Consider the following 17,538-nt stretch of genomic DNA (forward strand, 5'->3'; position numbering starts at 1 on the left):
CGTCGCTATCACAAAAACCCGGCACACAGATCGTGTACCGGGATTCATAACAAAATAGATATAAGATATTATTTCTTGAAGAAATCCGGAATCTTAATAGACTGTTCTTTTACTTTGCTGGTTGGTGTTCTTGGAGTCTCCAGTGTTGGAGTTGTCCCACCTACCGGTCTTCTCACTGCCGGACCATTTGAGTTATCCTTCGCAGCTGCTCCAAAATCCATTCTTGGGGCGGTCTGTGGCTGTGCCTGATGTACCGGTCTTTCATAGCTCTGTGCATGTGCGCTTGCTGTATGCGCTGCCGCATGCGGCATTGCTGATGTTCTTGCCGGGTTTTCCAGTCTGGATTTCAGCTTTGATGCACTGCCGCCAACATTGTGAAGACCTGTTGCGATTACTGTGATCGTTGCTTCATCTGCTCTGGAATCATCATACATTGCACCAAAGATAATATTTGCATCTTCTCCTGCAAGTTCCTGTACATATTCAGCCGCATCAGAAGCATCCATCAGAGTAATGTCACCGGATACGTTAATAATTACATGAGATGCACCTGCAATCGTGGTTTCAAGAAGCGGGCTGGCAACTGCCTGTTTCACAGCTTCCAGTGCCTTATCATCGCCTCGTCCCTGTCCAATACCGATATGTGCAATTCCTTTATCTGTCATAACGGTCTGAACATCTGCAAAGTCAAGGTTGATCAGTGAAGGTACATTGATCAGGTCTGTAATACCCTGAATACCCTGCTGTAATACTTCATCTGCCTTTTTCAGCGCTTCCGGCATCGTTGTACGCCTGTCCACAACTTCAAGCAGCTTATCATTCGGAATAACAATCAGTGTATCAACACTCTCTTTTAATTTTTCAATTCCTGCGAGAGCATTATTCATACGTGTCTTAGATTCGAAACGGAAAGGCTTGGTAACAACACCAACCGTCAGTGCTCCCTGTTCCTTGGCAATGCGAGCTACCACAGGAGTCGCTCCTGTTCCTGTACCGCCGCCCATACCACAGGTAACGAATACCATATCGGCACCTTTCAGTGCTGCTGATATCTCCTCCGCACTTTCTTCTGCCGCTTTTTCTCCAATCTCCGGTCTTGCTCCGGCACCCAGTCCTTTTGTGATCTTGTCACCGATCTGCATAAGAGTCGGTGCTTTACACAGCTGAAGCGCCTGCTTATCTGTATTAATTGCAATAAATTCAACACCGGCAATCTGTTCATCGATCATGCGGTTCACTGCGTTATTACCGCCTCCGCCGACTCCAACAACAATAATCTTTGCCGCTGCTTCTGACTCGTTTGTTTTAATTTCTAGCAAGGGTTTCTCCTCCTTTGTTATCCTTATTATATATTATACATCCCATAAATAAAGCAAGTGAGATGAACTCAGTTTGCTATATATAGTATATAATAAAGACTTTTGTATAAAATATCAATAGAATTTCTCCATTTTTCTTATTTTTCTTCTGAAATTTCCTCCGGACTTTCTTCCTTGTCAAATGTGATCGTTGAACCACTCTCCGAATAGTCCTCCAGATGCAGTGTTCCCGCCCTGTCTCCCAGCTTTTCCAGGATCGGTTTGATCTGAGCAACCTGCTCAGATGACACGGAACTTCCGAGATTGACCCGCACTTTTCCGATTTCAAGAAAGATCTGATTTCCCTCACAGACAATCTTTACCTGACCCAGTTCATATTTTTTTATTTCTTTTGATGTTTTCAGAATTTCTTCAAAAATACCGGCGTTTTCACACTCAAGCGTCTGGTAAAGCTTCACATTTTTCATCTCAAGTCCGGTAATAGACGGAAGACCTTCTGTCAGGCTGCCCGACTCATCTACTACCAGCCCCGTCTTATCGAAATAAAAGTACCGGTCTCCGTCCTTTACATACCCCACGATTGGTTTTTCCTCCACCTTAATCTGAAGCGTCCACGGATTCTTCATACTCACTTTCATACTTTCCAGACAGGGAAGCTTTTCCCCATAGCCAAGCGCATACTTCGCAGTCACATAGATCGTATTAAATGATCCCTTATCCTTTTTGATCACGTCTGCAATTTCCTGATCCGTACAGTATTCATTCCCGCTGACCTTGATTCCCTGAAGATAAAAAAGAACCAGGATCCCGACTGCGAGGATCGCAACTGCAAGGATTATCACAACCAAAGCATATAAACGATGTGTTTTTTTCTTCATTGTATCTACTCCCTTTTTTCTATTTTACCAAAGATGACACACTCAGGACAAGTCCCATTTCTATCAGAAGAAAAACTGCTGACGTTCCTCCGTAGCTGATAAAGGGAAGTGTGATCCCGGTATTTGGAATGGTATTCGTCACGACTGCAATATTCAGGATCACCTGTATCATCATGTGTCCCATCGCCCCGGCTGCAATCAGTGCTCCAAACAGATCCACAGCATGTGTTGCGATGACAAAAAATCTCCAGATCAGGATCAGAAACAGAAACAGGATCACACAGGCTCCGACATATCCCAGTTCTTCACAGATAATTGAAAATATCATATCATTCTGCGCTTCCGGAACAAATCCCAGCTTCTGAATGCTCTTTCCAAGTCCCTTTCCGAATAATCCACCGGACCCAATCGCATATAACCCCTGCAGCGTCTGATATCCTTTTTCATATTTTTCCGGATTCTGCCATATGGCAAGCCGTTCCAGCCGATAGCTCTCCATTGCTAAAAATATCGCCATGAATCCTGCTCCAAGTGCTGCCATTATAACAAACTGACCATATCTGGGGCTGGCGGCGAAGATCAGAATCACTGCGATTCCAAGAATGATAATTGCCGTACTTAAGTTGCTTGCCCCCACCAGCGCAACCACCGGCAGAATCATCACAATAATCTTAAGCATCGTCCGCATCTTACCGATCTTTTCCACATTTTTCGTTATCACATGTGCAAGAAACAGGATAACAGCCACTTTTGCAAATTCCGAGGGCTGAAAAGAAAACGGGCCCAAAGACAGCCATCTTTTGGACCCGTTATACTCATCTCCGATAAACAATACTGCCACTGACAACAATATTGCAGTAAAATATCCCAGGACAGCCACATGTTTCCAGATATGATAATCCATCCTGGCAACCATAAACATCCCCGCAATTCCCAAAAGTGTCGCAAACGCCTGCTTTTTCAGGTAATAGAACGAATCCTGAAACTTCACTTCTCCGTTATACGCACTTGTACTGTACAGGATAACAAGACCTGCTGCCATGATCAGAATCAACGCGGCTAAAAGAGTATAATCATAACTTTTCTTTCTCGATTGTGCCAATATATGCCACTCCTTATAAGGAATTTACAATCTCTTTAAATCTCTCTCCACGTACTTCATAGTTCGGGAACATTCCCCAGCTTGCACAGGCAGGTGAAAGCAGGACTGCTTCACCAGGTTTGGCCAGCTTTGCTGCCATAAGCACCGCTTCGTCAAAAGTCTCTGCAAACAGGTAATCTTTAAATCCACATTTTTCTGCATCCGCAGCGATCTTTTCCCGGGTCGCACCCAGAAGAATCAGCTTTCTTACTTTTCCATCAAAACTGTTGATCCATTCTGTATATTCGGATCCTTTATCATATCCACCGCCAATCAGTATCGTTGGGCGGTTCATAGCCTGAATTCCCTTGATGGCAGCATCCGGATTGGTTCCTTTGGAATCATTGTAATATACAACACCTTTTTTCTCTGTAACATACTCTATCCGGTGTTCTACTCCTTTAAATTCCCTGACACTTCTGCTGATCACATCCATCGGCACTCCGTATACTGCAGCCATGGCAGCTGCAGCCATTACATTTTCATGATTGTGTGTTCCGAGTATCTGCAGTTCATCCACATGACAGATTTTTGCTTCTGTTCCTTCATAATGATATATGATATTGCCGTCTTCAAGATAAATTCCCTCTTCTAGTTTACGCTGACTGCTGAAATATAGAACCTTTGCTTTCACATTCTTTCCAAACTCTCTCGTCAGTTCATCCTCATAATTCAGAATACAGTAATCTTCCTCCGTCTGATTTTCAGCAATCTTCTTCTTAGCATTCACATACGCTTCCATCGTATGATGGCGGTTCAGATGATCCGGTGTAAAATTCAGAATTGCGCTTACTCTTGGTCTGAAATCCACGATACTCTCCAGCTGAAAGCTGCTCATCTCAGCAACTGTGATCGTCTCTTCTGTCATCTCAGACACAACTGTTGTGTATGGTGTTCCGATGTTCCCTACCACAAAAACATTATCCTGATAATTTTTCATGATTTCACCAAGAAGAGAAGTTGTTGTTGTCTTTCCATTGGTCCCGGTAATTGCAAGGACATCACCTTTTCCAAACTGATAAGCAAGTTCCACCTCGCCAATCACCTGTACACCACGTCTTCTCATCTCGTCAATCACCGGAAGATCAGTCGGAACCCCCGGACTTAAGATGGTAATATCAAGACCGTCCAGAAGTGCTTCCGGAAAAGCACCGATAACAATCTGCGCCTTGCTGTCTTTCCCAATCTGTTCACGGATCTTATCTTCTGTCAGCTTTTCGTTTCCATCATAAAGCACAACATCTGCTCCATGCTGCTCCAGGATCTTTCCTGCTCCGATTCCGCTGATTCCAAGACCAAATACAAGTACTTTCTTCTCTGTTACTTCCATAATCTCCTCCTACATAGCCATCAATGCGATCAGGCACAGAATTGCTGTAATAATTGAAAACACCGCCACAACTCTTGTTTCAGACCAGCCGCATAATTCAAAATGATGATGAATCGGCGCCATCTTAAAGAAACGTTTGCCGCCTGTCTTTTTAAAATATGTGACCTGAATCATGACAGATAACACTTCAACCAGATAAATAAGTCCTACGATTACAATAAAGATCGGCATCTGCAACATATATGCCGCCGATGCAACAAATCCTCCCAGTGCCAAAGATCCGGTATCTCCCATAAATACACTGGCCGGATACACATTAAACAGCAAAAATCCAAGAAGTGCTCCGACAACAGCACAGGTAATTGGTGTGATTCCGCTGTTCGTTCCGATCGCGACTACGGTAAAGAATGTTGCCACCAGCACCGTAACACTGGATGCAAGACCATCCAGTCCATCCGTAAAATTCACACCATTTACTGTTCCGATCACTACAATGAACATCAATGGAATTGCAAGCCATCCGATATCAAGATATTTTCCTCCCGTAAATGGGATCAGCATTGCAAGGGAAACGGTTGAATAGCGTACCATATAAAATGCAAATATCGCTGTAACTACAATCTGAAGTGCCATCTTCTGCTTTGGATACAATCCATCTGAGCGCTTCATCACGACTTTCAGATAATCATCCAGAAATCCGATCAGCCCGAATCCCAGTGTCATAAACAGAATCGGAATGATCTGGGGATAACTTCTTATATAAACCACAGATGTGATCACTACTGCAAGAAGAATGATCACTCCCCCCATTGTTGGGGTTCCTGCTTTTTTCAAATGAGACTGTACTCCCTCAACTCTCTCCGTCTGTCCCATCTTCAGTTTTCTGAGTACCGGAATGATCAACGGTCCCATTGCCGCACTCAGCACAAATGCGATCAGTACCGGAATAAATATTGTATAATCCATAACCCACCTCTTCGCTTCTTTTGTTAATCAGTTATTTCCTAACTTTACCTAGTATACTGCATTTCTTATTCTTTTTCAATGCCAAGATACGGTAATATATTTTCAAAAATATTACCGATCACAGGCGCCGCGATCGTTCCTCCGTAATATACTCCCTGCGGATTATAGATCACACACATGCCCAGAATCTGAGGATCATCTGCCGGAGCAAAGCCAATAAAAGATGAAATATACTTATTTGCACTTCTCGGAAGTGTCTGTGAAGTCGCCGTCTTTCCTCCGATCCGGTATCCTTCCACATACGCATTCTTTCCGGACCCTTCCGCAACAACACTTTCCAGCAGCATTCTCATGGTTGCAGATGTTTCCTCAGACACTATATTGTTTTTTTCTTCATATTCAAATGTCTTTATTTCTTCCCCGTCTTTTTCTAATACCCGAACCCCCAGATGAGGAGTCACACGCCGGCCTCCATTGATCAGGGAACTTACCGTTGTTGCCAGCTGGATCGGCGTAATCTGAAAAGACTGTCCAAAACTCATGGTAGCAAGTTCCACAAGTCCGATATTCTCTTTTTTGTGCATAATAGTTCCGGCTTCACCCGGAAGATCTACTCCTGTCAGACTCATCAGTCCAAACTGCTGAAAATATTTATAGAAGTTATCTGCGCCGAGTCTGAGTCCGACATCTATAAATACCGGATTACAGGAATTCTGCATCCCCTGAACGAATGTCTCCGCGCCATGTCCTCCAACCTTGTGACATCGAATCTTACGATCCTCCACCACCCGGTATCCCGGGCAGGAAAATGTATCATCCAGCTTTACAGCACCTTCTTCCAGTCCGACAGAAGCAGTAATGATCTTAAATGTAGATCCCGGCTCGTAAGTATCATTAATACATCCATTTCTCCACATCTGATTCAATGCTTCCTGTTTTTCTTCTTCAGACATGTTCTGCTCCTCCTGTGTACTCAGTTCAAACGGCGTATTCAGGTTAAACTCAGGAACATTCACCATCGCCAGAATCTCCCCATTCTGCGGATTCATCAGTATGATGGCAACTTTATCCGCCTGCTTTTCTTCCATCACTTTTTCTGCCATCTGCTGAGCATACATCTGAATATTTGCATCCATACTGATCTGCAGCGTATTTCCGGCCACCGGTTCCACCCTGTCTTCTGCTACTCCTTCAAGTTCCACTCCTCTGGCGTCAGTTGTCGTAAGAATCGTTCCATTGATCCCCTTCAGATACTCCTCATACTTTACCTCCAGCCCGATAATCCCCTGATTATCACCACCAGTGAAGCCTAAAACCCTGGATGCCAGTTCATTATATGGATAATATCTCTTAAAGTCCTCATCCACTTTGACTCCATCCAGTTCCATGTTACGAATCGCATCTCCTGTTTCCTTATCTACATTTGTCTTGATCCTCTCCATCGAAGATACCTTTTCCACACGTTTGCGGACCGTTTCTTCATCCATATCCAATGCAGCTGCCAGCTTTTTGATTACAGTCTCCGGGTCTTTCACCTGGCTGTGAATCACAGAGATCGTACAGACGGTGCGATTGGTCGCAAGTATCTTTCCGTTGCAATCAATAATCTCCCCTCTCGCGGCCTTGATCTCCCGTTCCCTCTCATGAAGTGCTTCTGCTTTTTTCTGATAATAATCCGCCTTCCAGATCATAAGATAGGCCAGCCTGCCCATAAGCCCCAGAATCAGAATCATGGCTCCGACAAATACGACCAGTACTTTCTTCTTATTATATGTTTTGTTTTTCACAAACAAAAAACCTCACAAAAGCTGTTTTTATAACTTATTACTGCTTTTGCAAGGTTATTCTGATTAATATTGACTTATTCCTGAACCTGATCCGTCTCATCCGTTGTCATTTTTTCAACCCCAAGATAAGGGAATATCTCTGACATGATCCCAGATGCCATTTCTGTCGCATAGGAACTGGATGCCTGCTCTGCAACATTCGGTTCATCGATTACTACATATACAACCACCTGTGGATTTTCCTGCGGAGCATATCCGATAAAGGATACCAGATACTTTCCATTTCCTCGCGGAAGTTTTTCCGCCGTACCTGTTTTTCCTCCAATGTCATATCCTTCCACTCCCGCAGAAGACCCGGTACCTTCCTCTACAACCCCACGCATATAATCTTTGATAATCTCACTGGTTTCTTCCGAAATAGTTTTCTTTAATAAGACAGGATCTTTATTCTCTGTTACATTTCCATTTTCATCCTGTATCTGTTTGACCACATGCGGTTTATAATAATTTCCTCCATTGATCAAAGAACAAAATGATGCTGCAAGCTGCGTCATTGTCACATTAAAATTCTGTCCGAATGCATTCGTGGCAAGACTGGCCGCATCCATGTTTTCCGGTGTATACAAAAGACCTTCTGTAGTTCCTTCTCCCGGAAGATCAATTCCCGTATACTCTCCAAATCCAAACAGCTTCTGATATCGGCAGAATTCTTCTGCCCCGAGGCTGGCTCCAATCTGCATCAATGCTACGTTACATGAATTTTCCAGAGATTGTTTCAACGTCTCCGGTCCATGACCCGACCGGTTGCTGCAATGAATGTCATGATCTCCCACATGCATAACACCGCCGCACACATAACCTTCATCCCCGGTAAGCACTCCGGTCTCCAGACCTGCTGCAATTGTAAAAGGCTTAAACGTTGATCCCGGTTCGTAGGTATTGCTGACACAGAAATTATTCCACAGTTCATTCAGTGCATTTACTTTTTCTTCGTCTGTCATCTGCTCCAGCTCTTCTTCCGAATAGTAGGCAGACAGATCTCTTGGGCTGTTCAGATCATAATTCGGATATGATGCTTCCGCCAGTATCTCTCCATTTTGAGGATTCATAACAATAACTGCCGTATTTTTACTTCCCTCACCTTTTGACGCCTCATTCTTGTGTGCCTCATTAAATGCCAGGATATACTTTTCAACAATGCTCTGCACCTGAAGATCAATCGTTGACACAACAGTACTTCCGTTATCCGGTTCTTTCACTGTACGTTCAAATGTAGAACTTTCATCCAGATAACCGTATTCTCTTCCGTCTGTTCCATTCAGAATGGAATTATAAGAAGCCTCTATTCCGTTGCTTCCCACATTACCATCTACTGTAAATCCGATCACATCACTTGCAAGCGTATTATACGGATATTTTCTCACATAATCTTCTTCCAGCCATATTCCTTTTACGTCCGGATAATTCTTTTCATCCGCATCTATCTTTTCAAACTTCTGCGCGGTATCATAATCAACTCCCTTTTTCAGGACACTATATCTGCTTGACGGCTTATCCTCCATAAGCTTACGGACATCTTCTTCATCGATTTCAAAACAATCCGTCAGCACCTGAATCGTTGGTTCGATATAATCCTCATCGCTCAGCATCACTTTTACATCCAGGACAACGTTGTAGACTCTTTCGCTGGTTGCAATCTTAGTCCCGTTGCGATCAACAATATCTCCTCGTTTATACGGAATGGTCCGATTATTATACTGTTGTTGATCCAATACCACCTTCGTATATTTTTCTCCACTCGATGCGTTGATATATGTAATTCTTCCCACCAGAAAAACAAAAGCCAGTACTATTCCCATAAAGAGCAATACCAGCTTTTTCTGCATGAATTTTGATATCTTTTTCTTAAACGGATTCTTTTTCTGTCTTGCCATAATTTCTCCTACTTTTTATTCTTGTCTGACTGAGCAAGCACACCGTCTTCCGGAATATCCTCATACTGTTTTACATAATCAGTCGCAGGATCTTCATATTCTATGATCTGCTCAGGAGAAGCATATACCATACCAAGTTCTCCCTCTGCTTTTTCTCTTACCTCTTCCAGATTCACTGAATCCATTACCGCATTGTACCTGGTCGTATTCTCTTCCTTCAGATTGGCCAGTTCTTCCTGCATTGCCGTAATATGCTTCGACCGGCTGGTGATGCTGGACTGAAGTTTTACATAATTTACACATACGATCAGCGCGAGCACAGCCGCAACTGCAAGAAACACTACATATGTGCGATTCATGATAAGAGCCTGTTTTCGATTTCTGCGTACCTGATTGCTTACTTGCTTCTTAGGTTTTGCGGGTGACTCATGACGACGCGGTGCATACTCCGGCTGTGTTGCAACATTTCCATACTGATATGCCTGTCTTCCTGTATAAGTTTCAGCACTTCTGCTTCTATACTGCTGTCTGCTGCGTGAATAATTCTGTCTTGCTGCCATATACGCCACCCCTTTCTATCATTTTTTCAACCCATTCTAACAGCGCTCAAATATACGTAATTTGGCACTTTTTGAACGACTGTTATTTTCCATTTCTTCTGCACCTGGCAGAATAGGCTTTCTGGTAACAATACTCCCCTTGGACACTTTCCCACATACACATACAGGAAAGTCCGGCGGACAGGTACATGGATTCTCATTTTTCTTAAATGCACTCTTTACGATCCTGTCCTCCAGCGAATGAAATGTGATAATACACAACCTTCCACCCGGATTCAATATGTCTATCATATCATCCAATGAATCCCGCAGAACATCCAACTCCCTGTTCAGTTCAATACGGATAGCCTGGAATGTCCGTTTTGCCGGATGCCCAGACTTTTTCTGATACTTCATTGGTATTGAGGCCCTGATAATCTCTGTCAGCTGGCCTGTAGTCTCGATTGGTCTCTTACCGCGTTCTGCCACGATATGTTTTGCAATATTCTTGGCAAACTTGTCCTCGCCATAGTCTCTGATCACGCGGTAGAGATCCATCTCTGAGTAGTCATTGACGATGTCCCTGGCTGTCATTTTCTGACGTGTATCCATCCGCATATCCAGAGGTGCATCTTCGCGATAGGAAAATCCACGTTCTGCCGTATCTAACTGATAAGATGATACGCCCAGATCAAGGATGATTCCGTCGACCTTGTCAATTCCTAATTCCCGGAGCCTTGACTTCATATCACAATAGTTGCTCCTGACTATTGTAACCTTCTCCCCGAAGTCTTTTAAGCGGGCGCCTGCCGCCTCGATCGCAGCCGCGTCCTGGTCTATTCCTACAATACTCCCCTTTTCACCGAGGCGTCTGCATACTTCATAAGCATGTCCGCCTCCACCAAGCGTGCCATCTACATAGATGCCATCCGGCCTGATGTTTAATCCATCAATTGTTTCATTCAGTAATACTGATTTGTGTTCGAATCCCATATCTTCTCCCTCTAGATACTGAATCCACTCGCTTCCATATCAGATGCAATATCTTCAATGTTAAGTTCCACTTCAGCATTCTTTTCTTCCCATCTTGCCTTGTCCCAGATCTCGGCACGCTTCCCCATACCGATAAATACGACTTCTTTATCCAGGTGTGCAAATTCTCTCAAAACAGAAGGAATTAACGTTCTTCCCTGCTTGTCAAGGTCGCCGTCTGTAGCACTTCCCTGAAAAAAATATGCAAGAGCACGGGCTTTTTTATCCGTGGTGGTTGGTAAGGCGTTCAGTTTTGCTTCGAAGGTGTTCCATTCGTTTTCCGGGTATACATAAAGGCAATTCTCCATTCCTTTTGTTATGACGAAATTCTCCCCTAGATCGTCACGAAACTTTGCAGGAATGATAAGTCTTCCCTTTGCGTCAATATTATGACTGTACTCTCCTTTCAACATTGAACTCACCCTCTTTCAGTGGCCTTCCACTTTCTTGCCACTTTGCTCCACTTCTCACCACTTTCTACCACTTGAAACCATTGTAAACTACTTTTTTATCGTTTTCAAGCCCTTTTTATAAAAATTGGCACAAAAAAAGAACCTCACATTGCAAGATTCTTTTTCATTCTTATTAGACTTTTCTTTTATTCTCCATCTGCCACTTCAAGTTCAGAAAGACTCTGACTCAATTCATCAAGTGCGGAATAATCAATCGCCACTTCTTCTTTCGGCTTCTTTGCCTGATATGACGAAAATGCAGAATATCCGAATCCTCCCACCAGTGCAACAGCAACCAGGGCGATCACACAACGGCTTACCAGCTTCTGAATTCTGGCTTTTTTCATAATTTGCTTACGATTTGCTTTTTCTTTCTTATATCTGTCAACTTTTTCCTGACTCATAATATCCGGCTCCTTCTGTTCAATAACTAAAAGTTATTTTATCACAACTGCAGAAATTATACAACCACAATTATGCCTCCATCTGCCGCATACATACTGCTGATCCCGGCCGTATCAAGGATGATCACATCCTTAAACACTGCTTTTGAAACCAGCATCTCTTTGACTGCTTCTGCTCTCTCTCTGCAGTTACAGTGTGATATCGCCAGAATCTTCTGCTCAGATTCTTTCAGGTTATTCACAATTTCATCTGCCATCTTCACCAGTGCTTTCTTAATGCCACGCGCCTGAGAAATCTGCCGGATCGTTCCTTCCGGTGTTGCTCCCATGACCGGTTTGATATTCAATGCCGTTGCTACCACTGCTTTCAGCCCCTTTAATCTGCCGTTTTTCTTAAGAATGTCCAGTGTCTCCAGTACAAAATATGTATTCTTTGAAGCAATGTATGCTTCTACAGTATCGATCACTTCTCGGAAGCTCATTCCGGCCTCTTCACATTCTGCAATCTTCATTGCAATCAGCGTTTCCCCCACAGATGCCGATCTGGAATTAAATATATAGATATCTTTTTCTCCGTATTCTTCATGATACAGATTCTTTCCCAGCACAGCACTGTTATAAGAACCACTCAGCTCCGCTGACAATGTCACCGCATACACATGCTCCGCATCACAATGATAGCCTTCCATATATCTCTCCGGCGACGGGCAGGAAGACTTCGGACATTCCTCACATTCCGCAACTCTTCTCAAAAAGTCAGCCTGATCAAATGTATCATCATCTATAATGTGGTGCCCGCCAACCTCAATTGACAGGGACGCCGTTTCAAAACATCCAGACGACTTCATCTTGTCTGTCAGTTCCCCACAACTATCTACAATAATCTTATACTTCATGTTCTTCCTCCCGATACATATTATCAACAATTCCATTTGTTGTTTTTGGTATCTATTTTATCTGGTTTTCAAAACCATATCCATATTACCATATTTATCCGAAAAAAGAAAGACTTGTATAGAATTCTTATTCAGCAATTTTTATTTTTCTGGATACCCCCAGTGCAATTCCCATTTCTGCCATCAGAAACAGTACCGATGTACCTCCGTAACTGATAAACGGAAGCGTAATTCCCGTAGTCGGGATCAGATTAATTACAACCATCACATTCAGAATTACCTGCAGTGCGATATGTCCGAATATACCTGACACAACCAGTGATCCGTACAGATCCGGTGCATTCTGAGCTATGAATAACAGCCTGTACAACAACATGCCAAAAAGTACCAGCACAATGATTGCACCAAACACACCCAGTTCCTCACATATAATAGAAAGAATCATATCATTCTGCACTTCCGGGATAATCATCTTCTGCGCACTGTTACCAAGCCCTTTTCCAAAAAATCCTCCGGAACCGATCGCGTACAGCGCCTGCATGATCTGATACCCTCCGTCAGATGCATATTTTTCCGGATCCAGCCACACAAGAATTCTTCGAAGGCGGAAATTACCACTGGTTTCCATCGCCATTCCCAGAAGCCTCGCTCCCACAATCGCGGCTGTCGCCCCGGCCACGGCCAGTATCACAAACAGTTTGGTCTTCGGATGAACAACGAATATCATGATACAGGTGATTCCCATTACGATAATTGCAGTACTCAGATTATCCGTCAGGAACAGAACGCAGGCGGCTGAAAATCCTCCCCACATCACCACCCTTGCCATTCCCTGCAAAGTCGTTATTTCCTTTCCCATTGTACAGATCAGGACCGGAATAAACAGAATCACTGCAATCTTTGCAATCTCGGAAGGCTGAAGCTGCTGGTCAAACGGGAGCCTGATCCATCTCTTTGCTCCATTTACCTCTTTTCCCAGAGGCGTCTTTACGAGCAGCATCAGAAAAATCGATATATAATAGATTCCTTTTGCCCATTTTATGTAATAATGATAATCTATTCTTGCGACAATAAACATGCCTGCAAATCCGGCAACACAGAAGACGATCTGCCTTTTAAAATAATGCATACTGTCTCCATAAGTGACCATTGCGCTATAAGCACTGGTACTGTACAGCATAACCAGTCCGAAGCACACAAGACAGATCAGCACAGCAAGAAGACTGTAATCAAAAAAACGTATCTTTCCTGTTCCCGAACGTTTTACATTTGTTTTTTCATTGGTTTTTGTTCTCTGGTTTTTCGCCATATTTATTACACTCCCATCTAATCGTATCTATTATACTCATATATCTCTGCAAAAACAACCATCTCATTCACAACTTATGTGAATTTCCATACTATATTATTGCAAAGAATATTGAAAGGAGACGCAAAAATGCCTGCATATCGTTATTCCACACCAGACTATACCCATCGCGGCAGCGGTCATTCAAGATCTTCCATGCCGCCACGTTCTTCTGCTCCCGCCACTCCCTGCTGCAGAGAGCAGACTGCTTCTGATACGCTGAAATCTCTTCCGCTTGCCATGGCATACATTCCCTGGCAGCAATGGCGTTCATTATATGAAGCAGAAAAAGGATTCTGCCTTGGAACTATATTCGCAGAACTGGATATGCCATTTCATGGGAAAGGGGGATGCTGTCGATGAACGAAAAAAAACCCTGCCGCAAAGAACTGATGGACTGGATCAATATTGTAAGTTTTGCTGCAGATGATGCAAAGTTGTTTCTTGATACTCATCCCTGCGATCAGGATGCCCTTGAATATTTTAATGAATTTAAATGTCAGCGTGTTCAGGCATTAAATGAATATGCAAAATACTATGGTCCCCTTACACTGGATACTGCCGACAGCCAGACTGAACGCTGGAACTGGATCAATGATCCATGGCCATGGCAGGAAGGAGGATGCTGATCTATGTGGAATTACGAAAAACGTCTGCAATATCCTGTAAAAATCACGCAAACTAATCCCCGGATTGCTCAGATTATTATTACGCAATTTGGAGGTCCAAATGGCATGTCAACATTATTTGTTCCGAAAAAAATACAAAAATAATCCATTTTTCGCCATATTTCTTGTAGACATTTCACACATTCCACCGATATAATGAAAAAAGACTGACGGAAGAAAAAGTCAAAAAAGGAGAATAATGGAAGAAATATGGAAAAAATGCAGCCCATGTTGTTTACAACACTAAAAAACTACAAGAAAGAACAATTCGTTAAGGATGTGATTGCCGGTATAATTGTAGCGATCATAGCGCTACCGTTATCCATTGCACTTGCACTTGCATCAGGGGTAGGTCCCGAGCAGGGAATCTATACAGCCATCATTGCCGGCTTCGTCATCTCTCTGCTTGGCGGAAGTCACGTACAGATTGCAGGTCCTACCGCAGCCTTCGCTACCATCGTCGCAGGCATCGTGGCCGAAAGTGGAATGGACGGCCTGATTCTTGCAACCATACTTGCCGGTGTCATACTGGTTCTGATGGGAATTTGTCACTTTGGTTCACTGATCAAATTCATCCCATTCACGATCACCACCGGATTCACTTCCGGAATTGCTGTTACGATCGTGATCGGTCAGCTGAAAGATTTCTTCGGAGTTACTTATCCGAAAGGAATGCCCGTCATCGAAACAACCGAAAAACTAAAGGCTTTTATCAAAGGCTTTTCCACTTTCAATACAGATGCTCTCATCGTAGGACTGATCTGTCTTGTCATATTAATCGTGATCCCCAGGTTCACAGAAAAGATTCCTGCCTCTTTGATTGCCGTAATCGCGGGAATTCTGATGGTTAAATTGCTTCCTCTGAAAGTCAATACCATAGGAGATCTATATACGATCAACAGTTCTCTTCCGACCCTTCATATTCCACAGATTAACTTTGAAATGATCCGTATCGCACTGCCAAATGCTTTTACGATCGCAATTCTCGCTGCAATAGAATCACTTCTTTCCTGTGTGGTTGCGGACGGAATGATTACCGAACAACACCGTTCAGACATGGAACTTGTAGCCCAGGGCGCCGGAAACATAGCTTCTGCTCTTTTTGGCGGAATCCCTGCCACAGGTGCAATCGCCCGAACTGCTGCCAATGTAAAAAACGGCGGCCGAACCCCTGTTGCCGGAATGGTACATGCGGTCACACTGCTTCTTGTATTAATGATACTGATGCCTTATGCAGGACTGATTCCAATGCCGACCATTGCAGCCATCCTGTTTATGGTTGCGTACAATATGTGCCAGTGGAGAACTTTCCTTCATCTTTTAAAAACGGCCCCCAAAAGCGATAATGCTGTTCTGATTGCCACATTTCTTCTGACAGTACTCTTCGATCTGGTAGTTGCAATCGAAATAGGAATGCTCATTTCCTGCCTGCTCTTTATGAAACGGATGAGCGATGAGACAGAACTGAAAAGCTGGAAACGTGCAGATGAATTTTCCACGGAGAAAGAAGCAGCCGAGCAAAATATGCTCCGCCATATTCCTGCTTCGATCAGTGTTTATGAAATCACCGGACCATTATTCTTTGGCGCCGCAGATACCATCAAACAGATCAGCGTAAAGGACGGAACCCGCTGCCTGATCATCCGTATGCGAAGCGTCCCTTCCGTAGACAGCACTGCCATGAATGCCCTTTCCGGACTCTGTGACTACTGCAAAAAGCATGACATTACCTTAATCCTGTCTCATGTGAACAAACAGCCAATGCGTGCCATGGAAAAAGCCGGCCTGCTCGATCAGATCGGCCGCAAAAACTTCCGCCGCAATATCAACGCTTCTATCGAATACGCAGAAGCCATCGTCAACGAAGCTTCTGAAAAATAAATAAAGAATCTTTATTTTACCGTGCAGTTTTAACATCCATGTTTCCCATGCCTGTTAAAACTGCACGCTTTCTATTTCTCATCCTGCATTTTTCTCTGCGCTTTCCCAAAAAGCTCTTCTGAGATAATCGGCAAATGTTCTCCCCTTACAATCCGAACCTGTTCTTTCTGATAGTACCTGTCACAGCTTACTTTTCCTCCTGTCCCTCTTCTCAACTTTCCCGTATACACCGGATTCATCAGGATATATTTTACACTTCTCTTTTCAAAACGCTTTCCTCGTATCGTCCGGATTTCCATAGCATTCAGCCACTTTGCAATCTGGCTGCAGGACATCCCTTCTACAAATTGCTCAAATATCTTTTGAACAACCGGCGCTCTCGTTTCATCTATTTCAAAGTGGCTTTCTCCCATTCTGTACCCAAACGGGGGAACGGATACCACTCCACCTCTGGAAAACTTTTCATTCATCCCCCGTTTTACTTCCTGCGCCAGATTAATGGAATAATATTCATCCATGGCTTCCAGCAACGCCTCAATCAGAATAGAGGTCGGATCATCTGAAAGCTGTTCTGTAATCGACACGACATCAATCCCACATTCCTTCCGAAGCATGGACTTATATAGAATGCTGTCCTGACGGCTTCTTGCAAATCGCGAGAATTTCCATACCAGTATGACATCAAAGGGTCTGGGCTTCTTTTTGGCATCACTGATCATTTTCATAAAATCAGGTCGCTTCCTGGCATATTTCCCGCTGACTCCCATATCCACATAAATATACTGATCCGGCAGGTCTATCTGATGGCGGTCCGCGTATTCCCTGATCTTTCTGATCTGGCTGTCAGGCGAATACTCCAGTTGATCTTCTGTGGATACCCGCACATAGGCGGCCCCCGTCTGCACATGTTTTACCATTTTATATCATCCGCTCTGCTTTTCGATATACTTTATTCTCCATCAC

General features: G+C 43.6%; 17 protein-coding genes and 1 pseudogene. 4 read left to right on the forward strand and 14 right to left on the reverse strand.

The window, feature by feature from the left end:
* Positions 1 to 68: 68 nt before the first annotated feature.
* The 13 genes from ftsZ to ABE547_RS06930 form a co-directional block, all read right to left on the reverse strand.
* Positions 69 to 1,319: a cell division protein FtsZ gene (gene ftsZ, locus ABE547_RS06870; protein WP_347378071.1), complete on the reverse strand. Its 1,251-nt coding sequence runs from the start codon at positions 1,317 to 1,319 to the stop codon at positions 69 to 71.
* 137 nt (positions 1,320 to 1,456) lie between these two features.
* Positions 1,457 to 2,197, reverse strand: coding sequence for an FtsQ-type POTRA domain-containing protein (locus tag ABE547_RS06875; protein ID WP_347378072.1), 741 nt, complete (start codon positions 2,195 to 2,197; stop codon positions 1,457 to 1,459).
* 19 nt (positions 2,198 to 2,216) lie between these two features.
* A complete protein-coding gene (locus tag ABE547_RS06880) occupies positions 2,217 to 3,302 on the reverse strand; it encodes a putative peptidoglycan glycosyltransferase FtsW (protein ID WP_347378173.1) in 1,086 nt (361 codons plus the stop codon).
* 10 nt (positions 3,303 to 3,312) lie between these two features.
* Positions 3,313 to 4,668, reverse strand: a complete 1,356-nt coding sequence (gene murD, locus ABE547_RS06885; protein ID WP_347378073.1) for a UDP-N-acetylmuramoyl-L-alanine--D-glutamate ligase — start codon at positions 4,666 to 4,668, stop codon at positions 3,313 to 3,315.
* Positions 4,669 to 4,677: 9 nt separating this feature from the next.
* Positions 4,678 to 5,634 carry a phospho-N-acetylmuramoyl-pentapeptide-transferase gene (gene mraY, locus ABE547_RS06890; RefSeq protein ID WP_347378074.1) on the reverse strand — a complete coding sequence of 319 codons (957 nt, stop codon included), beginning with the start codon at positions 5,632 to 5,634 and terminating at the stop codon, positions 4,678 to 4,680.
* A 65-nt stretch (positions 5,635 to 5,699) separates the two neighbouring features.
* On the reverse strand, positions 5,700 to 7,421 hold the full coding sequence (locus ABE547_RS06895; protein ID WP_347378075.1) for a penicillin-binding transpeptidase domain-containing protein: 1,722 nt from the start codon (positions 7,419 to 7,421) through the stop codon (positions 5,700 to 5,702).
* Between the two features lie 74 nt (positions 7,422 to 7,495).
* Positions 7,496 to 9,355, reverse strand: a complete 1,860-nt coding sequence (locus tag ABE547_RS06900; RefSeq protein ID WP_347378076.1) for a penicillin-binding protein 2 — start codon at positions 9,353 to 9,355, stop codon at positions 7,496 to 7,498.
* A gap of 8 nt (positions 9,356 to 9,363) precedes the next feature.
* The gene (locus tag ABE547_RS06905) at positions 9,364 to 9,915 is read right to left on the reverse strand and encodes a hypothetical protein (RefSeq protein WP_347378077.1); all 552 of its coding nucleotides are present in this window, start codon (positions 9,913 to 9,915) and stop codon (positions 9,364 to 9,366) included.
* Between the two features lie 36 nt (positions 9,916 to 9,951).
* Positions 9,952 to 10,887 carry a 16S rRNA (cytosine(1402)-N(4))-methyltransferase RsmH gene (rsmH, locus tag ABE547_RS06910; protein WP_347378078.1) on the reverse strand — a complete coding sequence of 312 codons (936 nt, stop codon included), beginning with the start codon at positions 10,885 to 10,887 and terminating at the stop codon, positions 9,952 to 9,954.
* A gap of 11 nt (positions 10,888 to 10,898) precedes the next feature.
* A complete protein-coding gene (gene mraZ / locus ABE547_RS06915; RefSeq protein ID WP_235248049.1) occupies positions 10,899 to 11,339 on the reverse strand; it encodes a division/cell wall cluster transcriptional repressor MraZ in 441 nt (146 codons plus the stop codon).
* A 185-nt stretch (positions 11,340 to 11,524) separates the two neighbouring features.
* Positions 11,525 to 11,782, reverse strand: coding sequence for a hypothetical protein (locus tag ABE547_RS06920; protein ID WP_347378079.1), 258 nt, complete (start codon positions 11,780 to 11,782; stop codon positions 11,525 to 11,527).
* Positions 11,783 to 11,838: 56 nt separating this feature from the next.
* Entirely contained in the window at positions 11,839 to 12,678 is an 840-nt protein-coding gene (locus ABE547_RS06925) for a DegV family protein (RefSeq protein ID WP_347378080.1), read from the reverse strand.
* A gap of 127 nt (positions 12,679 to 12,805) precedes the next feature.
* Positions 12,806 to 13,987, reverse strand: coding sequence for a putative peptidoglycan glycosyltransferase FtsW (locus ABE547_RS06930; protein ID WP_347378081.1), 1,182 nt, complete (start codon positions 13,985 to 13,987; stop codon positions 12,806 to 12,808).
* Positions 13,988 to 14,266: 279 nt separating this feature from the next.
* On the opposite strand from ABE547_RS06930, the gene ABE547_RS06935 reads away from it, so the two are divergent.
* The 4 genes and pseudogenes from ABE547_RS06935 to ABE547_RS06950 all read left to right on the forward strand — a co-directional run bounded on the left by ABE547_RS06935 (position 14,267) and on the right by ABE547_RS06950 (position 16,575).
* A complete protein-coding gene (locus ABE547_RS06935) occupies positions 14,267 to 14,389 on the forward strand; it encodes a spore coat associated protein CotJA (RefSeq protein ID WP_347378174.1) in 123 nt (40 codons plus the stop codon).
* Positions 14,386 to 14,655, forward strand: coding sequence for a spore coat protein CotJB (locus ABE547_RS06940; protein WP_347378082.1), 270 nt, complete (start codon positions 14,386 to 14,388; stop codon positions 14,653 to 14,655). Before ABE547_RS06935 ends, ABE547_RS06940 begins: the two co-directional genes overlap by 4 nt.
* Positions 14,656 to 14,658: 3 nt before the next feature.
* Positions 14,659 to 14,760 (forward strand): annotated as a pseudogene (locus ABE547_RS06945) (manganese catalase family protein); the annotation flags it as partial.
* Positions 14,761 to 14,904: 144 nt separating this feature from the next.
* Positions 14,905 to 16,575 carry a SulP family inorganic anion transporter gene (locus ABE547_RS06950; RefSeq protein ID WP_347378083.1) on the forward strand — a complete coding sequence of 557 codons (1,671 nt, stop codon included), beginning with the start codon at positions 14,905 to 14,907 and terminating at the stop codon, positions 16,573 to 16,575.
* A 71-nt stretch (positions 16,576 to 16,646) separates the two neighbouring features.
* On the opposite strand, the gene ABE547_RS06955 is transcribed toward ABE547_RS06950, so the two are convergent.
* Complete coding sequence (locus ABE547_RS06955; RefSeq protein ID WP_347378084.1) at positions 16,647 to 17,492, reverse strand: recombinase family protein; 846 nt, start codon at positions 17,490 to 17,492, stop codon at positions 16,647 to 16,649.
* Between the last annotated feature and the right edge of the window lie 46 nt (positions 17,493 to 17,538).

The sequence above is a fragment of the Dorea sp. YH-dor226 genome (assembly GCF_039832105.1).
Taxonomy (GTDB): domain Bacteria; phylum Bacillota; class Clostridia; order Lachnospirales; family Lachnospiraceae; genus Dorea_A.

Coding starts and splice junctions, on each gene's coding strand:
- ABE547_RS06875 (WP_347378072.1), bottom strand. CDS start 2,197: ATGAAGAAAAAAACACATCGTTTATATGCTTTGGTTGTGATAATCCTT.
- murD (WP_347378073.1), bottom strand. CDS start 4,668: ATGGAAGTAACAGAGAAGAAAGTACTTGTATTTGGTCTTGGAATCAGC.
- mraY (WP_347378074.1), bottom strand. CDS start 5,634: ATGGATTATACAATATTTATTCCGGTACTGATCGCATTTGTGCTGAGT.
- ABE547_RS06900 (WP_347378076.1), bottom strand. CDS start 9,355: ATGGCAAGACAGAAAAAGAATCCGTTTAAGAAAAAGATATCAAAATTC.
- ABE547_RS06905 (WP_347378077.1), bottom strand. CDS start 9,915: ATGGCAGCAAGACAGAATTATTCACGCAGCAGACAGCAGTATAGAAGC.
- rsmH (WP_347378078.1), bottom strand. CDS start 10,887: ATGGGATTCGAACACAAATCAGTATTACTGAATGAAACAATTGATGGA.
- mraZ (WP_235248049.1), bottom strand. CDS start 11,339: ATGTTGAAAGGAGAGTACAGTCATAATATTGACGCAAAGGGAAGACTT.
- ABE547_RS06920 (WP_347378079.1), bottom strand. CDS start 11,782: ATGAGTCAGGAAAAAGTTGACAGATATAAGAAAGAAAAAGCAAATCGT.
- ABE547_RS06925 (WP_347378080.1), bottom strand. CDS start 12,678: ATGAAGTATAAGATTATTGTAGATAGTTGTGGGGAACTGACAGACAAG.
- ABE547_RS06930 (WP_347378081.1), bottom strand. CDS start 13,987: ATGGCGAAAAACCAGAGAACAAAAACCAATGAAAAAACAAATGTAAAA.
- ABE547_RS06935 (WP_347378174.1), top strand. CDS start 14,267: ATGGCATACATTCCCTGGCAGCAATGGCGTTCATTATATGAAGCAGAA.
- ABE547_RS06940 (WP_347378082.1), top strand. CDS start 14,386: ATGAACGAAAAAAAACCCTGCCGCAAAGAACTGATGGACTGGATCAAT.
- ABE547_RS06950 (WP_347378083.1), top strand. CDS start 14,905: ATGGAAAAAATGCAGCCCATGTTGTTTACAACACTAAAAAACTACAAG.
- ABE547_RS06955 (WP_347378084.1), bottom strand. CDS start 17,492: ATGGTAAAACATGTGCAGACGGGGGCCGCCTATGTGCGGGTATCCACA.